The organism is Asticcacaulis sp. EMRT-3, from assembly GCF_030027245.1.
Classification (GTDB): domain Bacteria; phylum Pseudomonadota; class Alphaproteobacteria; order Caulobacterales; family Caulobacteraceae; genus Asticcacaulis.
The window spans coordinates 60,880-80,666 of sequence record NZ_JASERT010000004.1 but is presented as its reverse complement, the minus strand read 5'-3'; the positions used below and the strand labels follow the sequence as shown (position 1 = coordinate 80,666).

Here is a 19,787-nt window from a genome sequence, read left to right as displayed (position 1 = left end):
AAAAACCTGTGGCGTTTAAGCCTGCCTTAAGTTTGGCTCGCCACATGCGCATAGTAACAGTCCGGGGATTTGTGAGATGATGATGCGTCGGTTGCGATTAGTATGGCCCGTCCTGCTGGGACTTCTGTGGGCCAGTGTCGCCGTGGCCGCCTATGCGGCGCCCGTCCGTCCGGCCTTGCCGGACAATCAGGCCTTCGCCCTGACGACGGAGCGCGCGGCGGATGGCGCGATCAATCTCAACTGGACAATCGCCGACGGCTATTACCTTTATGCGAACCGTTTCTCCGTCAGGGACGGCGCTAAAACCCTGCCGGTCAGGATCGACGGCAATAAGATCAGCAAGAGCGATGCGTCCTTCGGCGTTGTCGAGGTCTATGAGGGTCAGGCGAGGGCCCGGATACGCACGGGATCAGGGTCAGGGGTTGGGGCAGGGGCTGGTACGCTTGCCATTACCTATCAGGGCTGTCAGGAAAACGGCATCTGTTATCCGCCGGTCACCAAAGAGCTGAATCTGGCCACCGGGGCCTTGTCAGGCCCGGCAGAAGGCGATCACCCGCTCGCCAGCGCTTTTGCCGAGGTGCCACCGCCAGCCATCAGCAATCTGCCCCCGGCGGCACAGCAAACCCTTGCGCCATCGCCACCTTCCAGCCTGAATATCGGGCCTTTCGCCCTCCCGACTGAGCGCCTGCCGCTGCTGGCTGCCGGTATCATCTTCATTCTGGCCACCTTCCTGCTGGCCCGGCGCTATGAGCCGCGTCTGGCAAGGTGGGGTGAGTGGGCCGTGCTGGCGGCTGTGGCAGGTGGCTTTCTCGGCAATGTGATCGTGAACTGGCAGGCCTTTGCCGAACAGCCTGTGCGTCTTCTCACCTTCTGGCGCGGTGGCTTCTGGGTGCCGGGGGCGGGTCTGGGCCTGATTGTCGCCAGCCTGTTTTTCGTGCGCTCGCTGCGCATGGGCCTGCTGGCGGCGGGCATTGTCGCGCTCAGTCTGGCGGTCTGGGTAGGCGGGCACGAGCTGACCCGCTCCGACTATGGCCAGCCAGCCCCCGGCGTGGTGCTGGCGCAACTCGATGGCGCGCAGCAGCGCCTAGGCGATACGGGCGGCAAGCTGGAAGTGGTCAATCTCTGGGCAAGCTGGTGTCCGCCCTGCCGACGCGAAATGCCGCTGCTGGCGAAGCTGTCGCACGACCGCCCGGATGTCACCTTCACCTTTGTCAATCAGGGCGAGTCGGCGGAAACCGTAAGGGCCTTTCTGGCCGGTCAAAACCTGAAATTATCCAGAGTTCTGCTCGACCGTGACGCGGCAATACCCCGCTACTATGCGACGGCGGGCATACCGGTGACCCTGTTCCTGACGCCCGATGGCCATCTGGCGGATCTGCACATGGGCGAACTGACGCAAGGTGATTTCGACAGCGGCCTGGCGAAAGCGAAACAAAAAACAGGGGCTGTCACCACGCCCTGAAATACCGGGAACCGTATGCGATTCCGCATCGCTTATTGATAATAACTGCTGCAAATTCAGAGTTATAAGGATGGATAGGCGATGGATTTCTTCAGTCTGCTTTTTCAGGCACAAGCCGCCCGGCCGGGCGCACCAGACAATCGGCACATGATAGGATGTCTGCGCGTCCCGCGTGCCACGGAGTTGCAACCATGACCTCAAACCGACGCTCGCTCTTTCTCGCCGCCCTTACCCTTCCATTTGCAGGAATTGCTCTGATGGCCAATGCAGCCGAACTTTCGCCAACCATCGCCAGGAAGGCGCATAATGTCGTTTTTGAACTGACCTCTTCAGACCCCAAGGCATGGGTAAAGCTGATGAATAATGTCGAGAATCTCATCAAGGCCCTGGGGCCGGATATTCAGGTCGAGATCGTGGCGCATGGTGACGGGCTCAAGATGCTGCTGCTCTCCTCTGCCGATCGACCCGAAGCGCGGATGGAGGCGCTTTCCAAGGGGGGCGTCGTCTTCGCGGCCTGCCAGAACACCATGCGCGGCATGAATGTCGAGCCTAAGGATCTGGTGCCCTTCGCCAAGCCGGTCGATTCCGGCGTCGCCGAGGTTGTCCGCCGCCAGCAGGACGGCTGGTCATACCTCAGCCGCTGATCTTTGAAAGAGACGGCGCACGCGAAGACTGTCGTTACCGACCTGTGTCACAAAAATAAGGAGATTTAGAATGTCCGCATCCGAACCGCGTCCGCACATACTCATCCTCGGCGGCAACTTCGCCGGTCTGGCCTGTGCCCAGAAAATCCGTCACTATGTCGGCGACAAGGCCGATATTACCGTCATCGATCGTAAAAGCTATCTGCTATTCGTGCCGAATATCCCCGGCGATGTGTTCGAAGATCATGATCCGTCCTTGCGCGAACGCATGGACATTGTGCCTGTCCTCGCCAAGGACAAGATCGACTTTATCCACGGCGATGTGACGGCGGTCGATGTCGATGCGCGCACAGTGACCTTCGCGCCGAACGAACGCGCCGGTGCCGAAACCCATGAGATCGTCTATGACTATCTGGTCGTGGCGCTCGGCGCCAAGCTTGCCTTCGACCAGATCGAGGGTTTCGCAGACTATGGCCACACGGTCAGCGATCTGTATCACGGCAACAAGCTGCGGGAATATCTCAAGACGCAATATGCGGGCGGCCCCATTGCCGTTGGCTCCGCGCGCTTCCATCAGGGCGACGGCGCAGACGGTCTGGTGCCCTATCCCGGCGGCTCGATCCCGCGTGCCATGGCAGCCTGCGAAGGCCCGCCGGTCGAAGTGATGATGTCGATGGCGACCTGGCTGAAAAATAACGACAAGGGCGGCCCCGATAAGATCACGGTGTTCACGCCCGCTGAGATGATCGCCGAAGATGCGGGCGTTGATGTGGTGAAGCAACTCCTCGCTCTGGCGACGAAGATGGGCTTCAATTACTGGAATAATACGCAGGACATCAAACGCCTGACGAAGGATACGATTGAATTTGCCGATGGCCGCATCCTGCCGGCAGAATTGAAAATCATTTTCCCCGACTGGGTGGCTCTGCCTTTCCTGAAGGGCCTGCCGATCAGCGATTCCGAAGGGTTTATCAAAACCGATCTTTTGATGAGAAATCCCGACTATCCCGAAGTCTTTGCCTGCGGCGACTGCGCGGCGGTGACGGTGCCGAAACTCGGCGCCATCGGCCATCAGCAGTCGGATATTATCGGCCTGCAATTGGGGCAGGTGTTCGGAACGGTGACGCCGGAAAAGGCCGACCAGCCCCTGAAGCCCGAAGTGCTCTGTATCGGGGACATGGGCGACGGCAAGGCGTTCTGGATACATTCAAACAGTTGGTTTGGCGGCGACAAGCAACTGCTCAAACTCGGCCGGGCGCCATATTTTCTCAAGATGCGCTATCGTGATCTGTTTTTCGCTGCCGAGGGAAAGGTGCCTGCCTGGGGCCTGGACGCCGCCGCCCTCATCGCCGAAGGGCTGTAGCGAACGGTTCGGCATTCAGAACCCCCTCCGTCCGCCGCGCCGGAGGGGGTTCTTTTTCAGCCTTAAAGACGCAAGGTCGATCCGGCCCGGCTTTGCGAAGACAAGCGCTCTAAGTTTTTGTTTTATCACTCTTCCTTATCCAAAAAGTGGATCCACTTTTTGGGGAAGCGCTCCAATGAGTGCCGCAAGGCCTGAATGCATTATTCAATAACAATAAGATAGCATATTTCTCATAATATTTATTAGGCGCGCCAGAGTGCGCTTAAGGGAACGGCCCACAGATCTTCGCCAAAAGAAATGGTATGTTCGCCAGCGTACAATACGAGGCCTTTGAAGGCTTGTTCCTTGGCCATTTTGTCCCGGAACCACTTCAAGTGCTTAAAGCTGTCGCTATCGATATTGGTGCCCGCTTTCACCTCGATGCCTAAAATCATGCCGTCAGGATTTTCGACAATAAAATCGACTTCGCGTTGTTCACGGTCGCGGTAGTGACTGAGGCTGTAATTTTGCGTCTGCACGTCTAATAGCGCTGCGAGCTGGGTATAGGCGAAGGTTTCGATGAGTTTGCCATTCAACTCTCCGTTCAGGCGGATTTTCTCCAGCGACCAATTCAGGCATGACGCCATAAGGCCGGTATCGGCCATGAACAATTTGTCTTTCTTACCGACCCGCGCATAATCCGTCTTTGACCAAGCCCGCACGCGATCAACCAGATACAGGGTTTCAATGGCGTTGATATAGGATTCCAATGTGCCGTGCGTGAGTGACAATGAGGCGCCAATAGCCGAAATGTCCATGAATTTTGAGGACCATGCCGCTAAGGCTTCGATCAGCTTTAAGAGGCTGTCCTTACGGCGGATATTGGCTATGTCCTTGAGGTCGCGCTCAATCAAGGCTTCCAGATAATCGCGGTGCCAGATTTGGCGTCCGTGATCCTCGGTCTGTCTCAGGGCTTCGGGGAAACCGCCCTTCAAGGCGAGTTGCAGATAATCGTCTTTGGTCAAGTTTGAGGCAGGTAAAGCGGCCAAATTGCCCCCGAAGGCGATCTCCAGAAAGCGCGGTCTTGTTTGCTCGATCTCCCCTTGGCTTAAAGGCCGGAGGCGGATTTTACGCACTCTCCCCGCCAGCGATTCCGTCACCTTCGGCAAGGTCTGGATATTGGCCGAACCCGTCAGGATGAACCGTCCGGCCGTTTGATTTTCATCGACATCCTTTTTAACCGCAGGCAGCAAAACCGGCGCGCGCTGAACCTCATCGATAATCATTAGATTATCACCGTGGGCCACGAACCCATGCGGATCGTCAAGCGCCGCATTCAGCAGGGTCTGATCATCAAGAGTTCGGTATATAGCGTCGCTGCCTTCAGCGGCTATGTGTCTTGCCAGTGTCGTCTTGCCACATTGCCGGGGGCCCTCAAGCAAAATGACGCGCCGCGACCCTAAGGCATGTCGTATGGCCGTAGTCTGCCAACGGGGATAAGTCAGGTTCAAGATGCGTCAGCCTTCTCTTACAGGTCGCGCGTTTTTATAGAATATGTGTCCGCAAAGTTCAATTATTATATCCGCGAAATTAAAATATTATTATCGCAGTTTTCAATAATAGGCACTCAAACTCGCATGATTGACGCGCGAGGGCGCTGTTGCAAATTTTCGTCTGGACACCCAAGTTCGAGATTTTGACAGCGGGTTGAGCGGATGAATGACTTCAAGGGGCGCCACCATAAGGGCGAGATCATTCTTTGGGCGGTCCGCTGGTATTGCAAATACGGCATCAGCTACCGCGACCTTGAAACCATGCTGGCCGAGCGTGGCGTAGATGTTGATCACTCGACGATTTTCCGCTGGGTACAGAAGTATGCGCCAGAGATCGAAAAGCGACTGCGTTGGTACTGGAGGGCGCCTTCAATTGGGCGTTCGTGGCGGGTCGACGAGACCTATGTGAAGGTCAGTGGCAAGTGGGTCTATTTGTATCGGGCCGTCGACAAGAGTGGTCGAACCATCAACTTTTACCTGTCCTCGACGCGTAACGCGAAAGCCGCCAAACGCTTTCTCGGCAAGGCTTTACACGGTCTGAAAGATTGGGAAAAGCCCTTGAAGATCAACACCGACAAAGCGGCAGCCTACGGCGTTGCGATATCTGAGCTTAAAAAGGAAGGAAAATGTCTTGAGGATATGGAACACCGACAGGTCAAATATCTGAACAATGTTGTTGAGGCCGACCACGGCAAGCTCAAACGCCTGATCAAGCCAACGCTGGGGTTCAAATCCATGAAGACAGCTTACGCCACACTCAAAGGCTTTGAGGTGATGCACGCGCTGAAAAAGGGCCAGGCGCAGATCTGGCAGTATCAGGACGGCATCATAGGCGAAGTGCGTCTGGTCGAGCGCAATTTCGGGATTTACAATGTCTGAAGACCGGAGAGCCTGACCTTTTTACAACCAAAACAAAAGTTTGCAACAGCGCCCGATTTTCCAATACCCAGATCTTCTGCAATTGCGGCAACAGATCGGCCACTCGTCTCAACAAGACGCACAGCCTCAGCACGGAACTCCGGCGTCACACCAGCATGGCGACCACGCCCGCCTAATGTTTTCTTCTCGTCCTTCATGGATCAAACTCCTAGCAAATTTTAGAAGTTCGCTCTCCACTTTTTCCGGGCAAGTCCAGTCCGGTGCCGTCCCAATAGAGCAACTTCAGGCGGTCCGCCTTGCGCGACCGGAAGACGAAGACCGTGCCGGTGAAGGGGTCTTTGTGCAATTGGTTCTTCACCAGTGCGGCAAGACCATCATGCCCTTTACGGAAGTCGATTGGCTTGGTCGCCACCATGATCCGTACCCGGTTTGACGGGAAGATCATACCGACGCCATCATGGCACACGCAACTGCCGCAATACGATCTGCTGAAGCGTCGTCTTCAAGACGGATCGTCACATTCCCGACCACGATCTCAGGCCTGATAGCCGGATGCGTAGCCGCGACCGGGGCCGGTTCGCTGACCACCAGAGCGCTAAATTCAACGTCGTCCTCAGGCGCCGGCAAGATCAACTTGCCCCTCCGCGCCAAGGTGCGCCATGAAGACAGGTGGTTCGCCTTTACCCCGGCACGGCGCGCCACTTCATTGACGCTTACCCCAGGCCGCAAGGTCTCTGCAACAAGCCGCGCCTTGACCTCATCCGGCCATCGGCGCGAACGCCGGGTCCCACTGCGGACCGCCCTTCCAGTGAGAATCTCCGGTGTAGTCTCCATGGAGAAAGTCCCTCTCGTTCAACTCTGAACAAGCCATGCGCAGATCAATGCCGAAAAGGGAACGTGGGGGCAGAACACCGCTTACGGAAGCCCTGCGCGCAGGCGGCGAGCACATCGACAAGGACCTCCTCGCTCATATTTCTCCATTGGGCTGGCAACATATCAACCTGACTGGTGACTATTTATGGGGCGACATCCGCAACGATCCTCAGAATTGGAAGCCGCTGCGCCAGAAAATCGATCTTCTCGCCGCGGCGTGAACCGCAAAACAGGAAAAGTTCTCGTTATGTCCCCTTAGCGAGGTTTTTGGCCCCCGGTTACGGCGTGGCGCCGTAAAGCGCATGCCTATGCCACGGCGGAGTGTTTGGGTCGCGCGGGGGGCCATGCCGTGATCGACATAGGCGTGGCCGAGCGCACACGGGTCGGCGATGATGCGGACGGCGATTTCGGCTTGCCGTAATTTCCGAGCCAGAAGTGACGATATATAATCTATTTTAAATCAATATGTTATGCCAAAACCTCATCATTGTCCTGCACAGCCCAGGGGAAGGTCTTCAGCGATGCCACGGCGCCTTTGTCGGTTCAATTGACCATATCGGTCGAGGTGTAGAGCCGCCAGTCCACCATCTTGAAGCCATCGGCCTCGTCCTGATCATGGCTGGTGTAGGGATAAACAATGCTGTTATATACTAAAGGCACCGGATCGGCGGTGAAGGCGGTCTGTCCCCCGGATACACCGGCGGCCATCGCTGTATCATGTGGCGTATTTAGGTTTGCAGGTCGGTCCAAAATAGCTTTCCGGCAGAGAGCGACCGCTGATGATGATCTTCTCCAGCACGACTCCCGGATCCACCATCAGGACTTTCAGATTATGGGGCCCCGCCGCCTTGATCATGTGGGTAGAGGTGGCAAATCGGACATTGTCCTTTGCTGCAGCCAGCCATCCTGGCCCCAGAAATGTCTGAGCGGGACGGTCAGCAAAAAGATCTATAATCTGCGGAGCTTCATCATCGAACGCTACCGCTATGCGAACCCCGCGATTCTTGGCGAAATCCATCACGGGGCCCATAACAAGCTTGACGTCATAATTGCCGGATTCAGGCAGATAAACGGGATAGCGCATCTGCGGCTCAGGCATGGGCGGCAAAAGGCTCGGCGCCGTGACCGGAACAATGGTCATGGCTGATGCTTCGCGGCCATAGTCCGGAATCGGCACCCAGTTCACGCTCTTGGTCGGCACGACCTCCCCTTGCGCCGCCGCTATAGCTATCGGGCCTGTTAAACTGGCGAAGTGGCCACCTGCCAGGGCGGCGATGGCGGCTGAAGCCTTGACACCAGTCACATGGATAGTGACGAGCGGCTTGGGCCAGACCTTATTGTCATCAACATTCCAACCTTTTACAGTAATGGTGCCCGCCAGAGTCCCGACAGGCACCTGTTGCCAGTCTATACCCACCCAGTAGCGCGTATCGGGTCCGGCCTTTTCATCCTTCTTTACCAAAATCCACGGCGCTGAGGTGCTGATCTGGTAGTCAGGCTTTCCGCTGCCTTGCGCAAATACCTCAAAATAGGATCGTCCGGGGTTGAGCGAATCGAAGGACGGCAGAACCGCGTCTCCATAGTGATCGGGCCAGGCGCTCTGATCGCCTTCAATAGCAACGCCAAAAGCATCCGTATCGGTGATCAGCACTTCTGAAACCAAAGGCATCATATTCACCCGCGGCGGCTGCCAGGTGAACTCACCCAGATGAGTCTGATCCATCATGTGGTTCCATTTGCCTTGCACAAGCTGATGATTGTAATAGTCGCTCATAGCCTGATCCTGCTGGAACAGAAGCCTTGTCCGCGCCGCCTCGGCATTGGTGCTGGCCCGGCCCTGACGCGCATAGAGCTGATTGCGCCCGGCTGAAATATTCATCAGCGTCACCCCGGCAGAGGCTTTGGCAGGATGCAGCACAAGCTGATAGAAGGCGTCATGCCAGGCTTGCGGCAGGTCGGCATAAAGCTTTTCGGCGCGCTGGACCACCTCTGTCCATGCCGCCTCCATCTGTTCGGCTTCTCGGTAATTGATGAGGCTATAGGTGTCCGGCGTCACCATTTCAGGCTTGCGCCATCCATTATATTTTGTGTAGCGCGAAACAATATCCGCCGTTTCCGCAGCATAGGCTTCGCCAAAATCGCGCTCGGCCCAGCGCCTTGTATAGTCGGCAATCTGCTCCCTGCCGATGGCTTTCGGGTTCCAGCCCAGCCGGATGAAAAACTCGATCGGCAATTCCAGCGGCTTGAGATCGCCGACATTGACGATCCATATCCGGTTAGCGCCATATTCGTTGGCCAGGGTCATCTGTTCCCAGATTTTCGGAAACGGATTGGTGTTGATCCATTGATAGGCATAGGGCCCGCCATGCATATCGAAATGATAATATATACCTGCCCCTCCGGGGCGGCCCCTCTCCCCCTCATCCGGCAGGCGGCGCAGATTGCCGACATTATCGTCGGTGAACAGCAAGGTGACATCATCCGGCACCTTCATGCCGTTATCGTAATATTTCTGAACCTCGGTAAACAGCGCCCAGAGCTGCGGAACCTGGGTCACGTCCGGATTGATTTCCTGACTGAGTATCTGTCTCTGGTCGGACATGATGGTTTCGAGCAGTCGAATATCCGCCTGTAGTCCACCCGCAGACGGCATGGCCACGTCGCCATCGCCGCGCATCCCGATGGTGACCAGGTTGTCGTAGTTTTTGTTACGGCGGATGCCCTGCCGCCAGAAGTCCCTCAGGCCCTCGGCATTGGTGCGGTAATTCCATTCGCCATTACCAAACTGTTCGTGTGCCTTCGTCCATTCCTTCTGCGCACGCATCATGGGTTCATGGTGCGATGTGCCCATAACGATGCCGTATTCATCGGCCAGCCTCGGATTTTCCGGATCATCCTCGTTGAAAGCCGAATCCCACATGGCAGGCCACAGATAATTGCCGCGCAAACGCAGAATAAGCTCGAACATGTGCGTGTACATCTGGCTGTTGAAGCCGCCGTACTTTTCATTCGTCCATCTGGTCATGCACGGCGCTTCATCATTGATGAAAATGCCGCGGTAGCGCACGACGGGCTCACCGGAAGCGAAACGGCCCGCAATGACGAAAGCCTGGCTGCGCTTGCGCGGCGGCACATCCGCCCACCAGTACCAGGGTGAGACGCCCATCTGCTCAGATAATTCGTATATGCCGAAGATCGTGCCCCTCTTGTCGCTGCCTGCAATGATGAGGGCCTTGCTGATGTCGGGGAACGGATTGGTTATGGTGGTGATAACGAAGCTTTCCCACCTGCCCTTCAGGTCGGACACGTCAAGTTTGCCCTCCGCCGCAAGCCGGTCAATCGCTGCATGTTTGCCAAGCGTGCCGACAATCACGACATGACCTGAATTTACCGGGGTTAAGGTCACGCCGGGTCGGCTGCCCGTAACCTTCTCGATATCGACTGCGAGGTCGGTAATCGCCCGCAAGACACCTTTATAGTCATGATCATCCTGCCAGACCGGCGCTGCCCGTCCGCCAGAAACCAGAGGAAAAGCATCGCGTGACGGCGCCTCTTCGATCAGTTTGCGGCCTATCAGCCCCGTAACTTTGGCTTCAGTGAAAACCGGTTTTGCTGCAGCCAGGGCCGTGACCGGCAGTTGCGCCAAAGCCGCTATGGCCGCTGATGTCTGTAAAAATCCTCTGCGCGATCTGTCCATATTTCTCACCCGTATGGTCGTCAGCCTGACATTGGGCGGACGTCTCGTTTTAAATCTTGTACTGCTAATAAAAACGAGCCGCAACTGATGGTAAGGCCAAATTTTAAGAAAATGCCTGCACGGAGCTTGTGAAACGATCTCAGTACCGGAACAGCGCAGCGCGATTCTTACAAACTCTGAATTTTGATTGCGCAAGGGTCAAAATTCTGCAAATAGGTCAGGCCAAAATATTGACGGCTTGCGATGGGTGCAGGTATGACGATGTTTAGTGCGCCGTAAATTTCTATAAAAATCAACATTTAACCGGCGCTGTACGTTGGTTCACCAGATGGCAAACTGCCAAGGTTTTGAATCTGGCCATACCAAGATCAGACGGCGTCCACCGCCTCCTATCTGAAGAAGACTCTCATGAAAATTACCGCCACCCGCGTCATTGTCTGCTCGCCCGGACGCAATTTTGTCACGCTGAAGATCGAAACCGATCAGGGCGTCTATGGCATCGGCGACGCCACGCTGAATGGCCGCGAAAAGTCGGTTGTGGCCTATCTCGAAGACCACGTCATCCCCACCCTGATCGGTCGCGATCCGCGCCGCATCGAAGACATCTGGCAATATCTCTATCGCGGTGCCTATTGGCGCCGGGGGCCGGTCACCATGCGCGCCATAGCCGCCGTCGATGTGGCTTTGTGGGACATCAAGGCCAAGATGGCGGGTATGCCGCTCTATGATCTGCTGGGCGGGCGTTCGCGCGATGGCGTGCTGGTCTATGGCCACGCCAACGGCACGGACATCGCCCACACTTCCGAACAGGTCGGCCATTACCGCGACCTCGGCTATAAGGCGATCCGCGCCCAGTCGGGCATACCGGGCGTCAAGGGCGCTTATGGCGTTGGGCGCGGCGATATGTATTACGAGCCCGCCGATGCGGCCCTGCCCACCGAAACCCTGTGGAATACGGCGTCTTACCTGCGATTCGCGCCCAAACTGTTTGAACAATTGCGTGCCGATCATGGCGACGACATCCACCTGCTGCATGATGTCCACCATCGCCTGACCCCGATCGAGGCGGGCAGGCTGGGCAAGGATCTGGAGCCCTACCGCCTGTTCTGGATGGAAGACGCCACGCCCGCCGAAAATCAGGAGGCCTTCCGCCTGATCCGTCAACATACCACCACCCCTCTGGCCGTCGGGGAAATCTTCAATACGCTGTGGGACGCCAAGGATTTGATCAGCGAACAACTGATCGACTATCTGCGCATGACGATTGTCGGATCGGGCGGGGTGACGCACCTGCGCCGCGTGGCCGATTTCGCCGCCGTCTATCAGGTGCGCACCGGCAGCCACGGCGCTACCGATCTGTCGCCGGTGACGCTCGGCACCGCCGTCCATTTCGATACCTGGGTGCCCAATTTCGGCATTCAGGAATATATGCGCCATTCGCCCGAAACCGACGCGGTCTTCCCGCACGATTACCGCTTCGCCGACGGCTATCTCTATGCCGGTGAGGCCCCCGGTCACGGCGTTGACATCGATGAAAAGCTGGCGGCCAAATACCCATATGCGCCCAAGCAACTGCCGATTGCCCGCCTCGAAGATGGCAGCATGTGGAACTGGTAAGTAAACCGAAAATCGGAAAAACACGTTTTACATTGGACTAGACACCATTCTTGTTTAAAATCGCCTTACATGGTCAGGCCGATATTTTTCAGGGAACGTGTTAATTGAGTACCTCCCAGCAACCAGACAGACTCTATCGACGCGTCGCTGATCAAATCATTATTGCCATCGCGCAAGGTACCTATGGGCTGGGTGAAAAATTGCCAGCAGAGCGCGAACTGGCCGAAGCCTTTGGTGTCAGTCGACCAACCGTCAGAGAGGCCATGATTGCCCTCGAATTGCAGGGAATCATAGAGATTCGAGACCGGTCTGGCATTTATATAACCCAGACAAAAAACCTGCCGGCGGAAAGCCTGTCGAACCCACCCGATTTGAATGTGGGCGCATTTGAACTCATCGAAGCCCGGATCCTCATTGAAAGCGATGCGGCCGGTATCGCGGCCGAGGGTGCTACGGCGAGTGATCTGGATATACTGAGGACATACATAAAGAGTATGGACTCAGACGATGTGGAAATTTGTGAGCAGGCGGATCGTGATTTCCACGTCCATATCGCCTCAATGACCCACAATGGCGCTCTTATCGCCATGGTCGAATTGCTTTGGGATTTACGCAAAAAATCTCCCCTCGCCTCACAAATTATGAGTCGCGCCCAAGGTGGCGGCCTGGAAGCGCGCCTTTCCGAGCATGCGGCCATCATGAAAGCCATTGAAGCCAAAGATACGGTAGCCGCACGCAAGGCCATGCAACAGCATCTGGAACAGGTTCGAGAATATTTGCTGGATGCCACGGAAGCTGTGGAAATAGACCAGCTTCGAACGCGACTAAAGCTAAAACGCCAAGCCGTAATTAATCGCACAAAAAGATTAAAGGACTGATACAAATGGCAAAATTTTAGTTTTCCCTGCCCGACTGAAATTAAATGATGATCTTGCCGACACAGGCTGGCAGGCACCGCCTGAGTGGTCTCAAGCGTCATGCGCGCTATAATATTAATTTTCATTAGAAAATCATCATGTGATTAGCGAAATTGACACGCCCGCAAATCCTATCCGCCTGAGAGATATGCGAGTCGAAACATATTTGGCTTGACCAAAAAAAATTCAGCAAAAGACCATTTTAAAATAAAACTTAAATATAAATCTCGTTAATTGGCGAATAATTTTAGTTTAATATAATTAAATTACTATAAACCATAACATAGCTTCACTATATAATTGAACATTTATGTTATAGATCATTTATTACGGTTATTAAAAAAGCAATGTATTAAATATAAAAATATTTTTTCGTAATTTTTTAAATTGTTATTATAAATAATTATGAAAACAGAATGTAAGAATTTAACCAATTTCTAATGTTGCGAAACTGTGGGCGTTTTGCCACAGTGATGGCAAAGATTGGACTTACCACATTGACGCGCCCCATATTGTCAGATTAATACAAAAAGTGAGCGGTAACAGGGTTACAGAACCCGGCGCTGCCCAAAAAACAGCCAGCTATGCCATGGCAGAACAGGGACAAGAAAAATGCAACCGAAACACCAGACTTATTGCGCCATCAGGTCAACGCTCCTCTGCGCCACAGTGCTGAGCGGGCTTGGCGGTGCCTCAGCCTTTGCTCAGGATGCCCAGAAGAGCAAGGCCAAGCCCGCCAGCGACGATTCCACAGTCGTTGTGGTTACAGGTTACCGCGCTTCATTGCAAAATGCCACGCGCGCCAAAAAGGATTCCACCAATTTCACGGAAACCGTCTTTTCAGAAGATATTGGCAAGTTTCCCGACCTGAACATGGCCGAAGCCCTGCAACGCGTTCCCGGCATGATTGTTACGCGCGACGCCTTTACCGGCGAGGGCACGCAGATCGTCGTGCGGGCCCTGCCGTCAAACTTCACCCAAGTCACGATGAATGGCAACCGGATCGCCATGGCGACGGACAACGGCATTTCCGGATCAAGCTCGACCGACCGCCAGGTCGATCTCGATTCTTTCCCCACCGGCCTTTTCAATCGCATCGACGTTTCTAAGACGCCGAGCGCAGATGAGTTGGAAGGCGGCGTGGCGGGTACGGTGAATCTGCAAAACGTGCGCCCCTTCGATCACAAGGGCGATCACGCTGTCCTCGCCGTTCAGGATACCTATGGCGTCAATGCCAAGAAATTTTCTCCGCGTATTACGGGCGTGTGGTCCAAAACGTGGGATAAGTTCGGTGCTCTGGTTGGCTTTTCCAGCACTGAGCGCAAACTTTATACTGCCGGCTATGAAACCCTCGGCTACGGCGATCCCAACTTCAATAATTTCTGTGGATCTTGCGATCCAGCGGTCACCAAGGATTCGTCAGGTAACTTTATTAATCCCGAGGGGTCGAACCAATGGGCCTGGAGCCCGACGGTGTATTCATACACTGGTAATGGACTGACACCAGGAACTCTGAGCGAAGCCCAGCTGCTTGCTTTGAATCCCGGCATGACCGAAGACACGATGAAGGGCGCCAAAATGCCGCGCCTCGGTCGCGCCGCCCTTCTTGACGGAACGTCAAGAACTAAGGTCGGGCTGATCGCCCTGCAATATCGCCCTAGCCCGATCCATTCATGGTTCCTGTGACCGGGTTGCCGTTTAGGTTGGCCTATGCCGAGACGCGTTTTTCCGCTTCGTGTTTTTCGCCACGCGCTGGACCAGATTTTTCTCCGATGGGGTTGATGGTGATGGCGGCGGCTTTTGGGGCATAGCCCCATTTTTCATGCAGGTGCGGGCTTGAGCGCGGCCATGATGTGACGGAAGAGACTGGCCTCTGGGCAAGCGGCGGCGAAGGCGATCCTGATGCGATGAGACGTCTCGGTGATCCGGGCGCCGATCTTCAGTAAGCGCAACCGGATGGTATTGAACTCTGCGGTCGCCAGCTTGTGGGCCTTTGGGATTTGATCCCTGACGGTGAGCATGAGCCAATAGGCGGCGGTGTGGAGGATCAGACGCATCTGGTTGGCCAGGGGGCAACGGCAGGAGGTGCGGTCGCTTTTAAGCTGGGTCTTGTGCAGCTTGATCAAGTTCTCCGCATTGCCCCGGGCGCAATAGAGCTTGGCGTATAGGGTCTCAGGATCGGGATCGCCCAGGGACGTCACGACGAAACGGTTGTCGAGACCAAGCGGCGTGGCTTCGATACGAGCAATGACGCGGCGCTCGCGCCCCCAGGATTGGGCGCCATGGCGGACTTCGGTGTAGCCGCGAACGGCGGCGGCTTGCTGTTCGGCGCGAACGACACGGATATGATCGGCAAAGGCTTCGACCTTGGCATGCAAGGGCTTGGAGCCGGGCAGTCCGAAGATATAGTCGACGCCCTTGCGCTCGGCCCAGGCCATGACCTCGGGTCTGGCGTAATGCCCGTCGCCGCGCAGGGTAATGTGAGTTTTGGGCCAGTGTTTGCGGATCCGGCGCACGATCTTGCGGACCCAGCTACGCACCTCTTTGCCGGAAGGTGTTTTACCTGGCCGCAGAATGACCACGACCGGCCGACCCGTGGCCACGTCGTAGACGTGGATAGGCTTGAAGCAATACTCGCCTTCATGGGCGTTGAAGAACGACAACTGCTGGCGGCCATGGACGACGTCGACCGTGTCGTCGATATCGAGCGTGATCTCAGCCGGGATGGCCGAGCCAAAGCTATGGCAATACTGATCGACCAGGGCGTAGGTCAGCCGGATCAGGCTACGAAGATCTGGGGCATTCTCCCAACGCGACAGCGTGGGTTGCGAGCACAGATCCTTGCCTTCCTCGGGAAGACGGCCGCAGGCGAGCTTGAACGCAGGGTCGGTGCGCAGAGAGCCCAGGTCATTGCCATCTTCATACCCGCAGGCGATGGCGAAGATCCGAGCCTTCAAGATTGACGCCACCGAGTGTGTCACCAGCAACGGATTGCGACGGTCTGGAATGAGCCGCCAAAGCCGGTCGATGATCCCGATCTGGCGTTCCGCGGCAGACAAAAGCATGACGCCGCCGTCGGAACTGATACGACCGCCATCGAAAGCAGCCGTGACTTTCTTGCGCGAAACGCTTGGCAAATCGAACGGAAGATCGGTAATCTGGTCCATGGCGGGTGTGGCACCGGCGGTGTTGGAAATGATTTAGGATTCGACACCCATAATCTATGCCAAAACAAAGCCTTACGCTACACCCGCTGCATCATTTTGCCGCTACCATGAATAAGAGCGGCTAGTGAAACCCTCAGATTCAATCTCGATATTCTGGGCGGCGGCGGTGACCGGGTTGCCGAACGCACCAATATGATGCTGACCTTCCGCAGCACAGGCCCAGGCGATGATTATAATGGCGGCATGATTCCCCTGAACATGAAGGTGGATTCGAATGATGTCGTTACCTCGGCCACCTTTGCCAATGCCAATATGTTCCTGGAATCCGATTATTATCGGGACAGGAACGCCTATCTGAGTGTCAACGGCAGCTTCGAATGGGATTTTGCCGATAGCTGGAAGCTGAACGGTGAACTGGCCTTCATGCGCTCGACCTACGAACGCGATGTCACCTTCCTCAAATATCGCACGCCGTTCCAAAGCGATGTCACAGCGACCTATGAAAATGTTGATGGAAACGACGTCCCCACCATCACGACCAATGTCAACCTGAACGACCCCAATATCGGTTGGCAGACTTTTACCGGCCAGACGACGATGCAGCGGGACAAGCGCAATGCCGACACCAAGGGCCTGCATCTCGATCTGAGTAAGGAATTGGGCGACTGGACATTAAAAACCGGTTACGCTTATGATGGCTACCATCGCAATATCAACGTGATCGATCTGACGCAGGCGCTCAAAGACGCTTACGCCGCCGCCATCCCGGAATCCGACGTTTCGCAATATCTCACACCCATGACGCGCTCTATCTATTCGAACGGTGTCAGCGGGGGTGGGTTTAACAAATGGGTCATTCCGGATTTCAACAAAATATCAAAAGCCGTCAACTATGACGCCCTGCTGAAAGGGCCGGGCACAACCTCGACGGGTGGCTCCTATAATGGTGCCGGGGCAGCGACGATCGATGAAAAGGTTAACGGCACCTATGTCATGGCCGCCTATAAGGGCGACTTGTTCAGCGTGCCGGTCAAATCCAATTTCGGGGCCCGCTTCGTCTCGACGGATCAGTCTGTCACGGCGCCGTCCGTTATTGGCGGCAATATTGTGTATCTGACAACCAAGGCCAGTTATAAAGACGTCCTGCCCTCGTTTAACTTCGTCGCCAACGTCACGGAGCATATGAATCTGCGCTTTGCCTTGTCAAAGACCATGACCCGCGCCAATCCGGCCTTGCTGACCTCATCGCTCGGCCTGGATACATCGGGTTCGTCCGGCAATACGGGTAATCCGAACCTGAAGCCCTTCTATTCGAACAATTTCGATATTGGCGGTGAATACTATACCGGTAAGGCGGGTTATGTCGGTCTGACCATCTTCAAGAAGGACATCAAGAACTTCACCTATAACAAGATCAATTCGGTGCCCTTCTCATCATTGGGCGTAGATTATTCAACCCTCACCGAAAACCAGCAACAGGGTCTGGCGCTCAATGCCGGCACAACCTGGGCGGCGGCCCTCGCCAATCCATCGCTGGTGGCCAATGCGAATATCAATCTGACGCAGCCGACCAACCTGACCCAGTTGATGAAACTGACGGGTGAGGAATTCATGTGGGTGCAGCCTCTCGATAATCTACTTTCGGGTCTCGGCTTTACGACAAACTACACCCATTTCAGTGCTACTCCGGCGCAGTATGCGATTGGTATTCCTGACTATACCTATAATGTCACGGCCTATTACGAGCACGGCGGCTTCTCTGCCCACCTGAGCTACGTCAAGGTCAGCCAGGTTGTGACAGGCGTACCCTTGCAGGCCAACAATATTATCCTAAACGCCATCAATGCCGCTCGTCACCAGATCGACCTGTCGGCATCATACAAGTTCAAGGCCTATGGTCTTGACCAGAGCATCACGCTTGACGCGACAAATCTGGATGATCAGGGCTTCAAGAGCTATGATACCTATACCAACATGACAACTGGCTTCCAAAGCCCTGGCCAGACCATCATTCTCGGATGGCGCGCCCAGTACTGATACTCCGGTAAGCATCTTGCGGCACATGTCTGACACATAGTGCCGCAAGATGTCTAAATTCTAAACCACTGCTGGCCGCGAGCCCCGAAACACATGGAGTCTTCCGCGTTTCGATTAAGCTCAGGCCGTGTTTTCTGCTCCTTGAACCTGAGTGGGGCACAGATTCAGAGAGCCGAAGGCGTGTCCGTTGTCCTCCCTCACCGGACAAGCCTCTTTTTTAGAGTCATTCTGAAATTGGCCGCTGATGGTGGCAGGGTGAACCCGGAACAGACCTGCGAGAAGTCGCCGTCATCACCGGCGGGCAGGTTTTCTGCGCAGATCGGGCAGGAAGGCGGCCATCAGGCCGATGGCGGGCAGGACGGCGCAGACGCCATACACGGTTTCAATGCCCGTCTGGTCGGCCAGCCAGCCCAGAGCCGCCGCGCCCAGACCACCCATGCCGAACGAGAAGCCGAAGAACAGGCCGGAAATCATGCCCACCTTGCCCGGCATCAACTCCTGCGCGAACACCACGATGGCCGGGAAGGCCGAGGCCAGGATCAGGCCGATGATCACGCTCAAGGGCCCCGTCCAGAACAGGCTGGCGTGCGGCAGCAGCAGGGTGAAAGGCAGGGTGCCGAGGATCGAGAACCAGATCACATATTTGCGCCCGAACCGGTCGCCCAGCGGCCCGCCCGCCACCGTGCCCACCGCGACGGCGGCCAGAAAGACGAACAGGTGCATCTGGGCGTTTTCGACGGACACATGGAAGCGGTGGATGAGGTAGAAGGTGAAATAGCTGGTGATGCTGGCCAGATAGACATATTTCGAAAAGATCAGGCCCAGCAGGATGGCGATGCCGCCCAGGGCGGTTTTTGAAGGCACGACCACCGTTTCGCGCCCGTGGGCACTGTGGATGCGCGCCAGACCGTGGTGCTTGTACCAGCGGCTGACAAACCACAAAACGGCGCAGGCCAGCAGGGCCAGCAGCGCGAACAGGGCGAGGCTCGACTGGCCCAGCCGCACCACCACGATGGCGGCGGCCAGCGGGCCTAAGGCCGAACCGGCATTGCCGCCGACCTGAAACAGGGACTGACCCAGCCCATGCCGTCCGCCCGCCGCCATGCGCACCACGCGCGACGATTCCGGGTGAAAGACCGACGAGCCGACGCCGAGCAGGCACGCGCCCGCCAGCAGCACGCCATAGCTGTGCGCCATCGACAAAACGACCAGACCGGCCAGGGTAAACATGGTGCCGCCCGGCAGGGCCAGCGGCGTCGGGCTGCGGTCAGCATACAGCCCCACCAGAGGCTGCAACAACGAGGCGGTGATCTGATAGGCCAGGGTGACGAGGCCGATCTGCGCGAAGCTGAGGCCGAAGCGCACCTGAAGATTCGGATAGATGGCGGGCAGAAGCGACTGCATCATGTCATTGAGCAGATGACAGAAACTGACCGCCACAATCACCGGCAGCACGATGGCCGTGGCGGTTTTTTCCTGTATCGATATGGCGGGTTCCGAGACCTGAGCGGTCATGACAAGCACTCCTGTTGTCAAAAAGCGAGCCGTCTTTAATGCTAGAGCGGTCTGCATTCTGATTGAATCGGTCAAAGGAATGCA

General features: G+C 56.0%; 15 protein-coding genes and 2 pseudogenes. 9 read left to right on the top strand and 8 right to left on the bottom strand.

Going from position 1 to position 19,787, the window contains the following annotated elements:
- The first annotated feature begins 76 nt into the window (after window positions 1-76).
- The 3 genes from QB905_RS15230 (at window position 77) to QB905_RS15220 (ending at window position 3,469) form a co-directional block, all read left to right on the top strand.
- A complete protein-coding gene (locus QB905_RS15230) occupies window positions 77-1,462 on the top strand; it encodes a protein-disulfide reductase DsbD domain-containing protein (protein ID WP_282976088.1) in 1,386 nt (461 codons plus the stop codon).
- Window positions 1,463-1,719: 257 nt separating this feature from the next.
- Window positions 1,720-2,106: a DsrE family protein gene (locus QB905_RS15225; protein WP_282976085.1), complete on the top strand. Its 387-nt coding sequence runs from the start codon at window positions 1,720-1,722 to the stop codon at window positions 2,104-2,106.
- Window positions 2,107-2,176: 70 nt separating this feature from the next.
- Window positions 2,177-3,469, top strand: coding sequence for an NAD(P)/FAD-dependent oxidoreductase (locus QB905_RS15220; protein WP_282976083.1), 1,293 nt, complete (start codon window positions 2,177-2,179; stop codon window positions 3,467-3,469).
- Between the two features lie 242 nt (window positions 3,470-3,711).
- Here QB905_RS15220 and QB905_RS15215 read toward each other — a convergent pair whose 3' ends face one another.
- Window positions 3,712-4,959 (bottom strand): ATP-binding protein, encoded by a 1,248-nt coding sequence (locus tag QB905_RS15215; RefSeq protein WP_282976081.1) that lies wholly within the window; start codon window positions 4,957-4,959, stop codon window positions 3,712-3,714.
- Window positions 4,960-5,163: 204 nt separating this feature from the next.
- Between QB905_RS15215 and QB905_RS15210 the strand changes: the two genes are divergently transcribed.
- The gene (locus QB905_RS15210; protein ID WP_282976079.1) at window positions 5,164-5,880 is read left to right on the top strand and encodes an IS6 family transposase; all 717 of its coding nucleotides are present in this window, start codon (window positions 5,164-5,166) and stop codon (window positions 5,878-5,880) included.
- Window positions 5,881-5,933: 53 nt separating this feature from the next.
- Here QB905_RS15210 and QB905_RS15205 read toward each other — a convergent pair.
- The 3 genes and pseudogenes from QB905_RS15205 to tnpA form a co-directional block, all read right to left on the bottom strand.
- Window positions 5,934-6,077, bottom strand: a pseudogene (locus QB905_RS15205) (transposase); the annotation flags it as partial.
- 11 nt (window positions 6,078-6,088) lie between these two features.
- The gene (gene tnpB, locus QB905_RS15200) at window positions 6,089-6,325 is read right to left on the bottom strand and encodes an IS66 family insertion sequence element accessory protein TnpB (RefSeq protein ID WP_282976077.1); all 237 of its coding nucleotides are present in this window, start codon (window positions 6,323-6,325) and stop codon (window positions 6,089-6,091) included.
- Entirely contained in the window at window positions 6,322-6,714 is a 393-nt protein-coding gene (gene tnpA / locus QB905_RS15365; RefSeq protein WP_461781760.1) for an IS66-like element accessory protein TnpA, read from the bottom strand. Before tnpA ends, tnpB begins: the two co-directional genes overlap by 4 nt.
- Window positions 6,715-6,803: 89 nt before the next feature.
- Here tnpA and QB905_RS15195 point away from each other — a divergent pair.
- Window positions 6,804-6,974, top strand: a pseudogene (locus tag QB905_RS15195) (Tn3 family transposase); the annotation flags it as partial.
- Between the two features lie 322 nt (window positions 6,975-7,296).
- On the opposite strand, the gene QB905_RS15190 reads toward QB905_RS15195, so the two are convergent.
- Both QB905_RS15190 and QB905_RS15185 read right to left on the bottom strand, forming a co-directional pair.
- Window positions 7,297-7,461, bottom strand: a complete 165-nt coding sequence (locus QB905_RS15190) for a hypothetical protein (RefSeq protein ID WP_282976076.1) — start codon at window positions 7,459-7,461, stop codon at window positions 7,297-7,299.
- A 7-nt stretch (window positions 7,462-7,468) separates the two neighbouring features.
- Window positions 7,469-10,450, bottom strand: coding sequence for a glycosyl hydrolase 115 family protein (locus QB905_RS15185; RefSeq protein WP_282976074.1), 2,982 nt, complete (start codon window positions 10,448-10,450; stop codon window positions 7,469-7,471).
- Window positions 10,451-10,858: 408 nt separating this feature from the next.
- Here QB905_RS15185 and manD point away from each other — a divergent pair, with 408 nt between their 5' ends.
- The 3 genes from manD to QB905_RS15170 all read left to right on the top strand — a co-directional run bounded on the left by manD (window position 10,859) and on the right by QB905_RS15170 (window position 14,670).
- A complete protein-coding gene (gene manD, locus QB905_RS15180; RefSeq protein ID WP_282976073.1) occupies window positions 10,859-12,067 on the top strand; it encodes a D-mannonate dehydratase ManD in 1,209 nt (402 codons plus the stop codon).
- Between the two features lie 104 nt (window positions 12,068-12,171).
- Window positions 12,172-12,945, top strand: coding sequence for a FadR/GntR family transcriptional regulator (locus QB905_RS15175; protein ID WP_282976072.1), 774 nt, complete (start codon window positions 12,172-12,174; stop codon window positions 12,943-12,945).
- Between the two features lie 651 nt (window positions 12,946-13,596).
- The gene (locus QB905_RS15170) at window positions 13,597-14,670 is read left to right on the top strand and encodes a TonB-dependent receptor plug domain-containing protein (protein WP_282976070.1); all 1,074 of its coding nucleotides are present in this window, start codon (window positions 13,597-13,599) and stop codon (window positions 14,668-14,670) included.
- Between the two features lie 134 nt (window positions 14,671-14,804).
- On the opposite strand, the gene QB905_RS15165 is transcribed toward QB905_RS15170, so the two are convergent.
- On the bottom strand, window positions 14,805-16,151 hold the full coding sequence (locus QB905_RS15165; RefSeq protein WP_282972822.1) for an IS1380 family transposase: 1,347 nt from the start codon (window positions 16,149-16,151) through the stop codon (window positions 14,805-14,807).
- A 111-nt stretch (window positions 16,152-16,262) separates the two neighbouring features.
- Between QB905_RS15165 and QB905_RS15160 the strand changes: the two genes are divergently transcribed.
- Complete coding sequence (locus tag QB905_RS15160; RefSeq protein ID WP_282976091.1) at window positions 16,263-18,188, top strand: TonB-dependent receptor; 1,926 nt, start codon at window positions 16,263-16,265, stop codon at window positions 18,186-18,188.
- A 291-nt stretch (window positions 18,189-18,479) separates the two neighbouring features.
- On the opposite strand, the gene QB905_RS15155 is transcribed toward QB905_RS15160, so the two are convergent.
- On the bottom strand, window positions 18,480-19,703 hold the full coding sequence (locus tag QB905_RS15155; RefSeq protein WP_282976068.1) for an MFS transporter: 1,224 nt from the start codon (window positions 19,701-19,703) through the stop codon (window positions 18,480-18,482).
- Window positions 19,704-19,787: the final 84 nt, after the last annotated feature.

Bases quoted from the DNA above. Each gene is read 5' to 3' on its own strand.
- QB905_RS15155 (WP_282976068.1), bottom strand. From the start codon at position 19,703: ATGACCGCTCAGGTCTCGGAACCCGCCATATCGATACAGGAAAAAACC.
- QB905_RS15165 (WP_282972822.1), bottom strand. From the start codon at position 16,151: ATGGACCAGATTACCGATCTTCCGTTCGATTTGCCAAGCGTTTCGCGC.
- QB905_RS15230 (WP_282976088.1), top strand. From the start codon at position 77: ATGATGATGCGTCGGTTGCGATTAGTATGGCCCGTCCTGCTGGGACTT.
- tnpB (WP_282976077.1), bottom strand. From the start codon at position 6,325: ATGATCTTCCCGTCAAACCGGGTACGGATCATGGTGGCGACCAAGCCA.
- QB905_RS15220 (WP_282976083.1), top strand. From the start codon at position 2,177: ATGTCCGCATCCGAACCGCGTCCGCACATACTCATCCTCGGCGGCAAC.
- manD (WP_282976073.1), top strand. From the start codon at position 10,859: ATGAAAATTACCGCCACCCGCGTCATTGTCTGCTCGCCCGGACGCAAT.
- tnpA (WP_461781760.1), bottom strand. From the start codon at position 6,714: ATGGAGACTACACCGGAGATTCTCACTGGAAGGGCGGTCCGCAGTGGG.
- QB905_RS15185 (WP_282976074.1), bottom strand. From the start codon at position 10,450: ATGGACAGATCGCGCAGAGGATTTTTACAGACATCAGCGGCCATAGCG.
- QB905_RS15190 (WP_282976076.1), bottom strand. From the start codon at position 7,461: ATGGCCGCCGGTGTATCCGGGGGACAGACCGCCTTCACCGCCGATCCG.
- QB905_RS15170 (WP_282976070.1), top strand. From the start codon at position 13,597: ATGCAACCGAAACACCAGACTTATTGCGCCATCAGGTCAACGCTCCTC.
- QB905_RS15210 (WP_282976079.1), top strand. From the start codon at position 5,164: ATGAATGACTTCAAGGGGCGCCACCATAAGGGCGAGATCATTCTTTGG.
- QB905_RS15225 (WP_282976085.1), top strand. From the start codon at position 1,720: ATGGCCAATGCAGCCGAACTTTCGCCAACCATCGCCAGGAAGGCGCAT.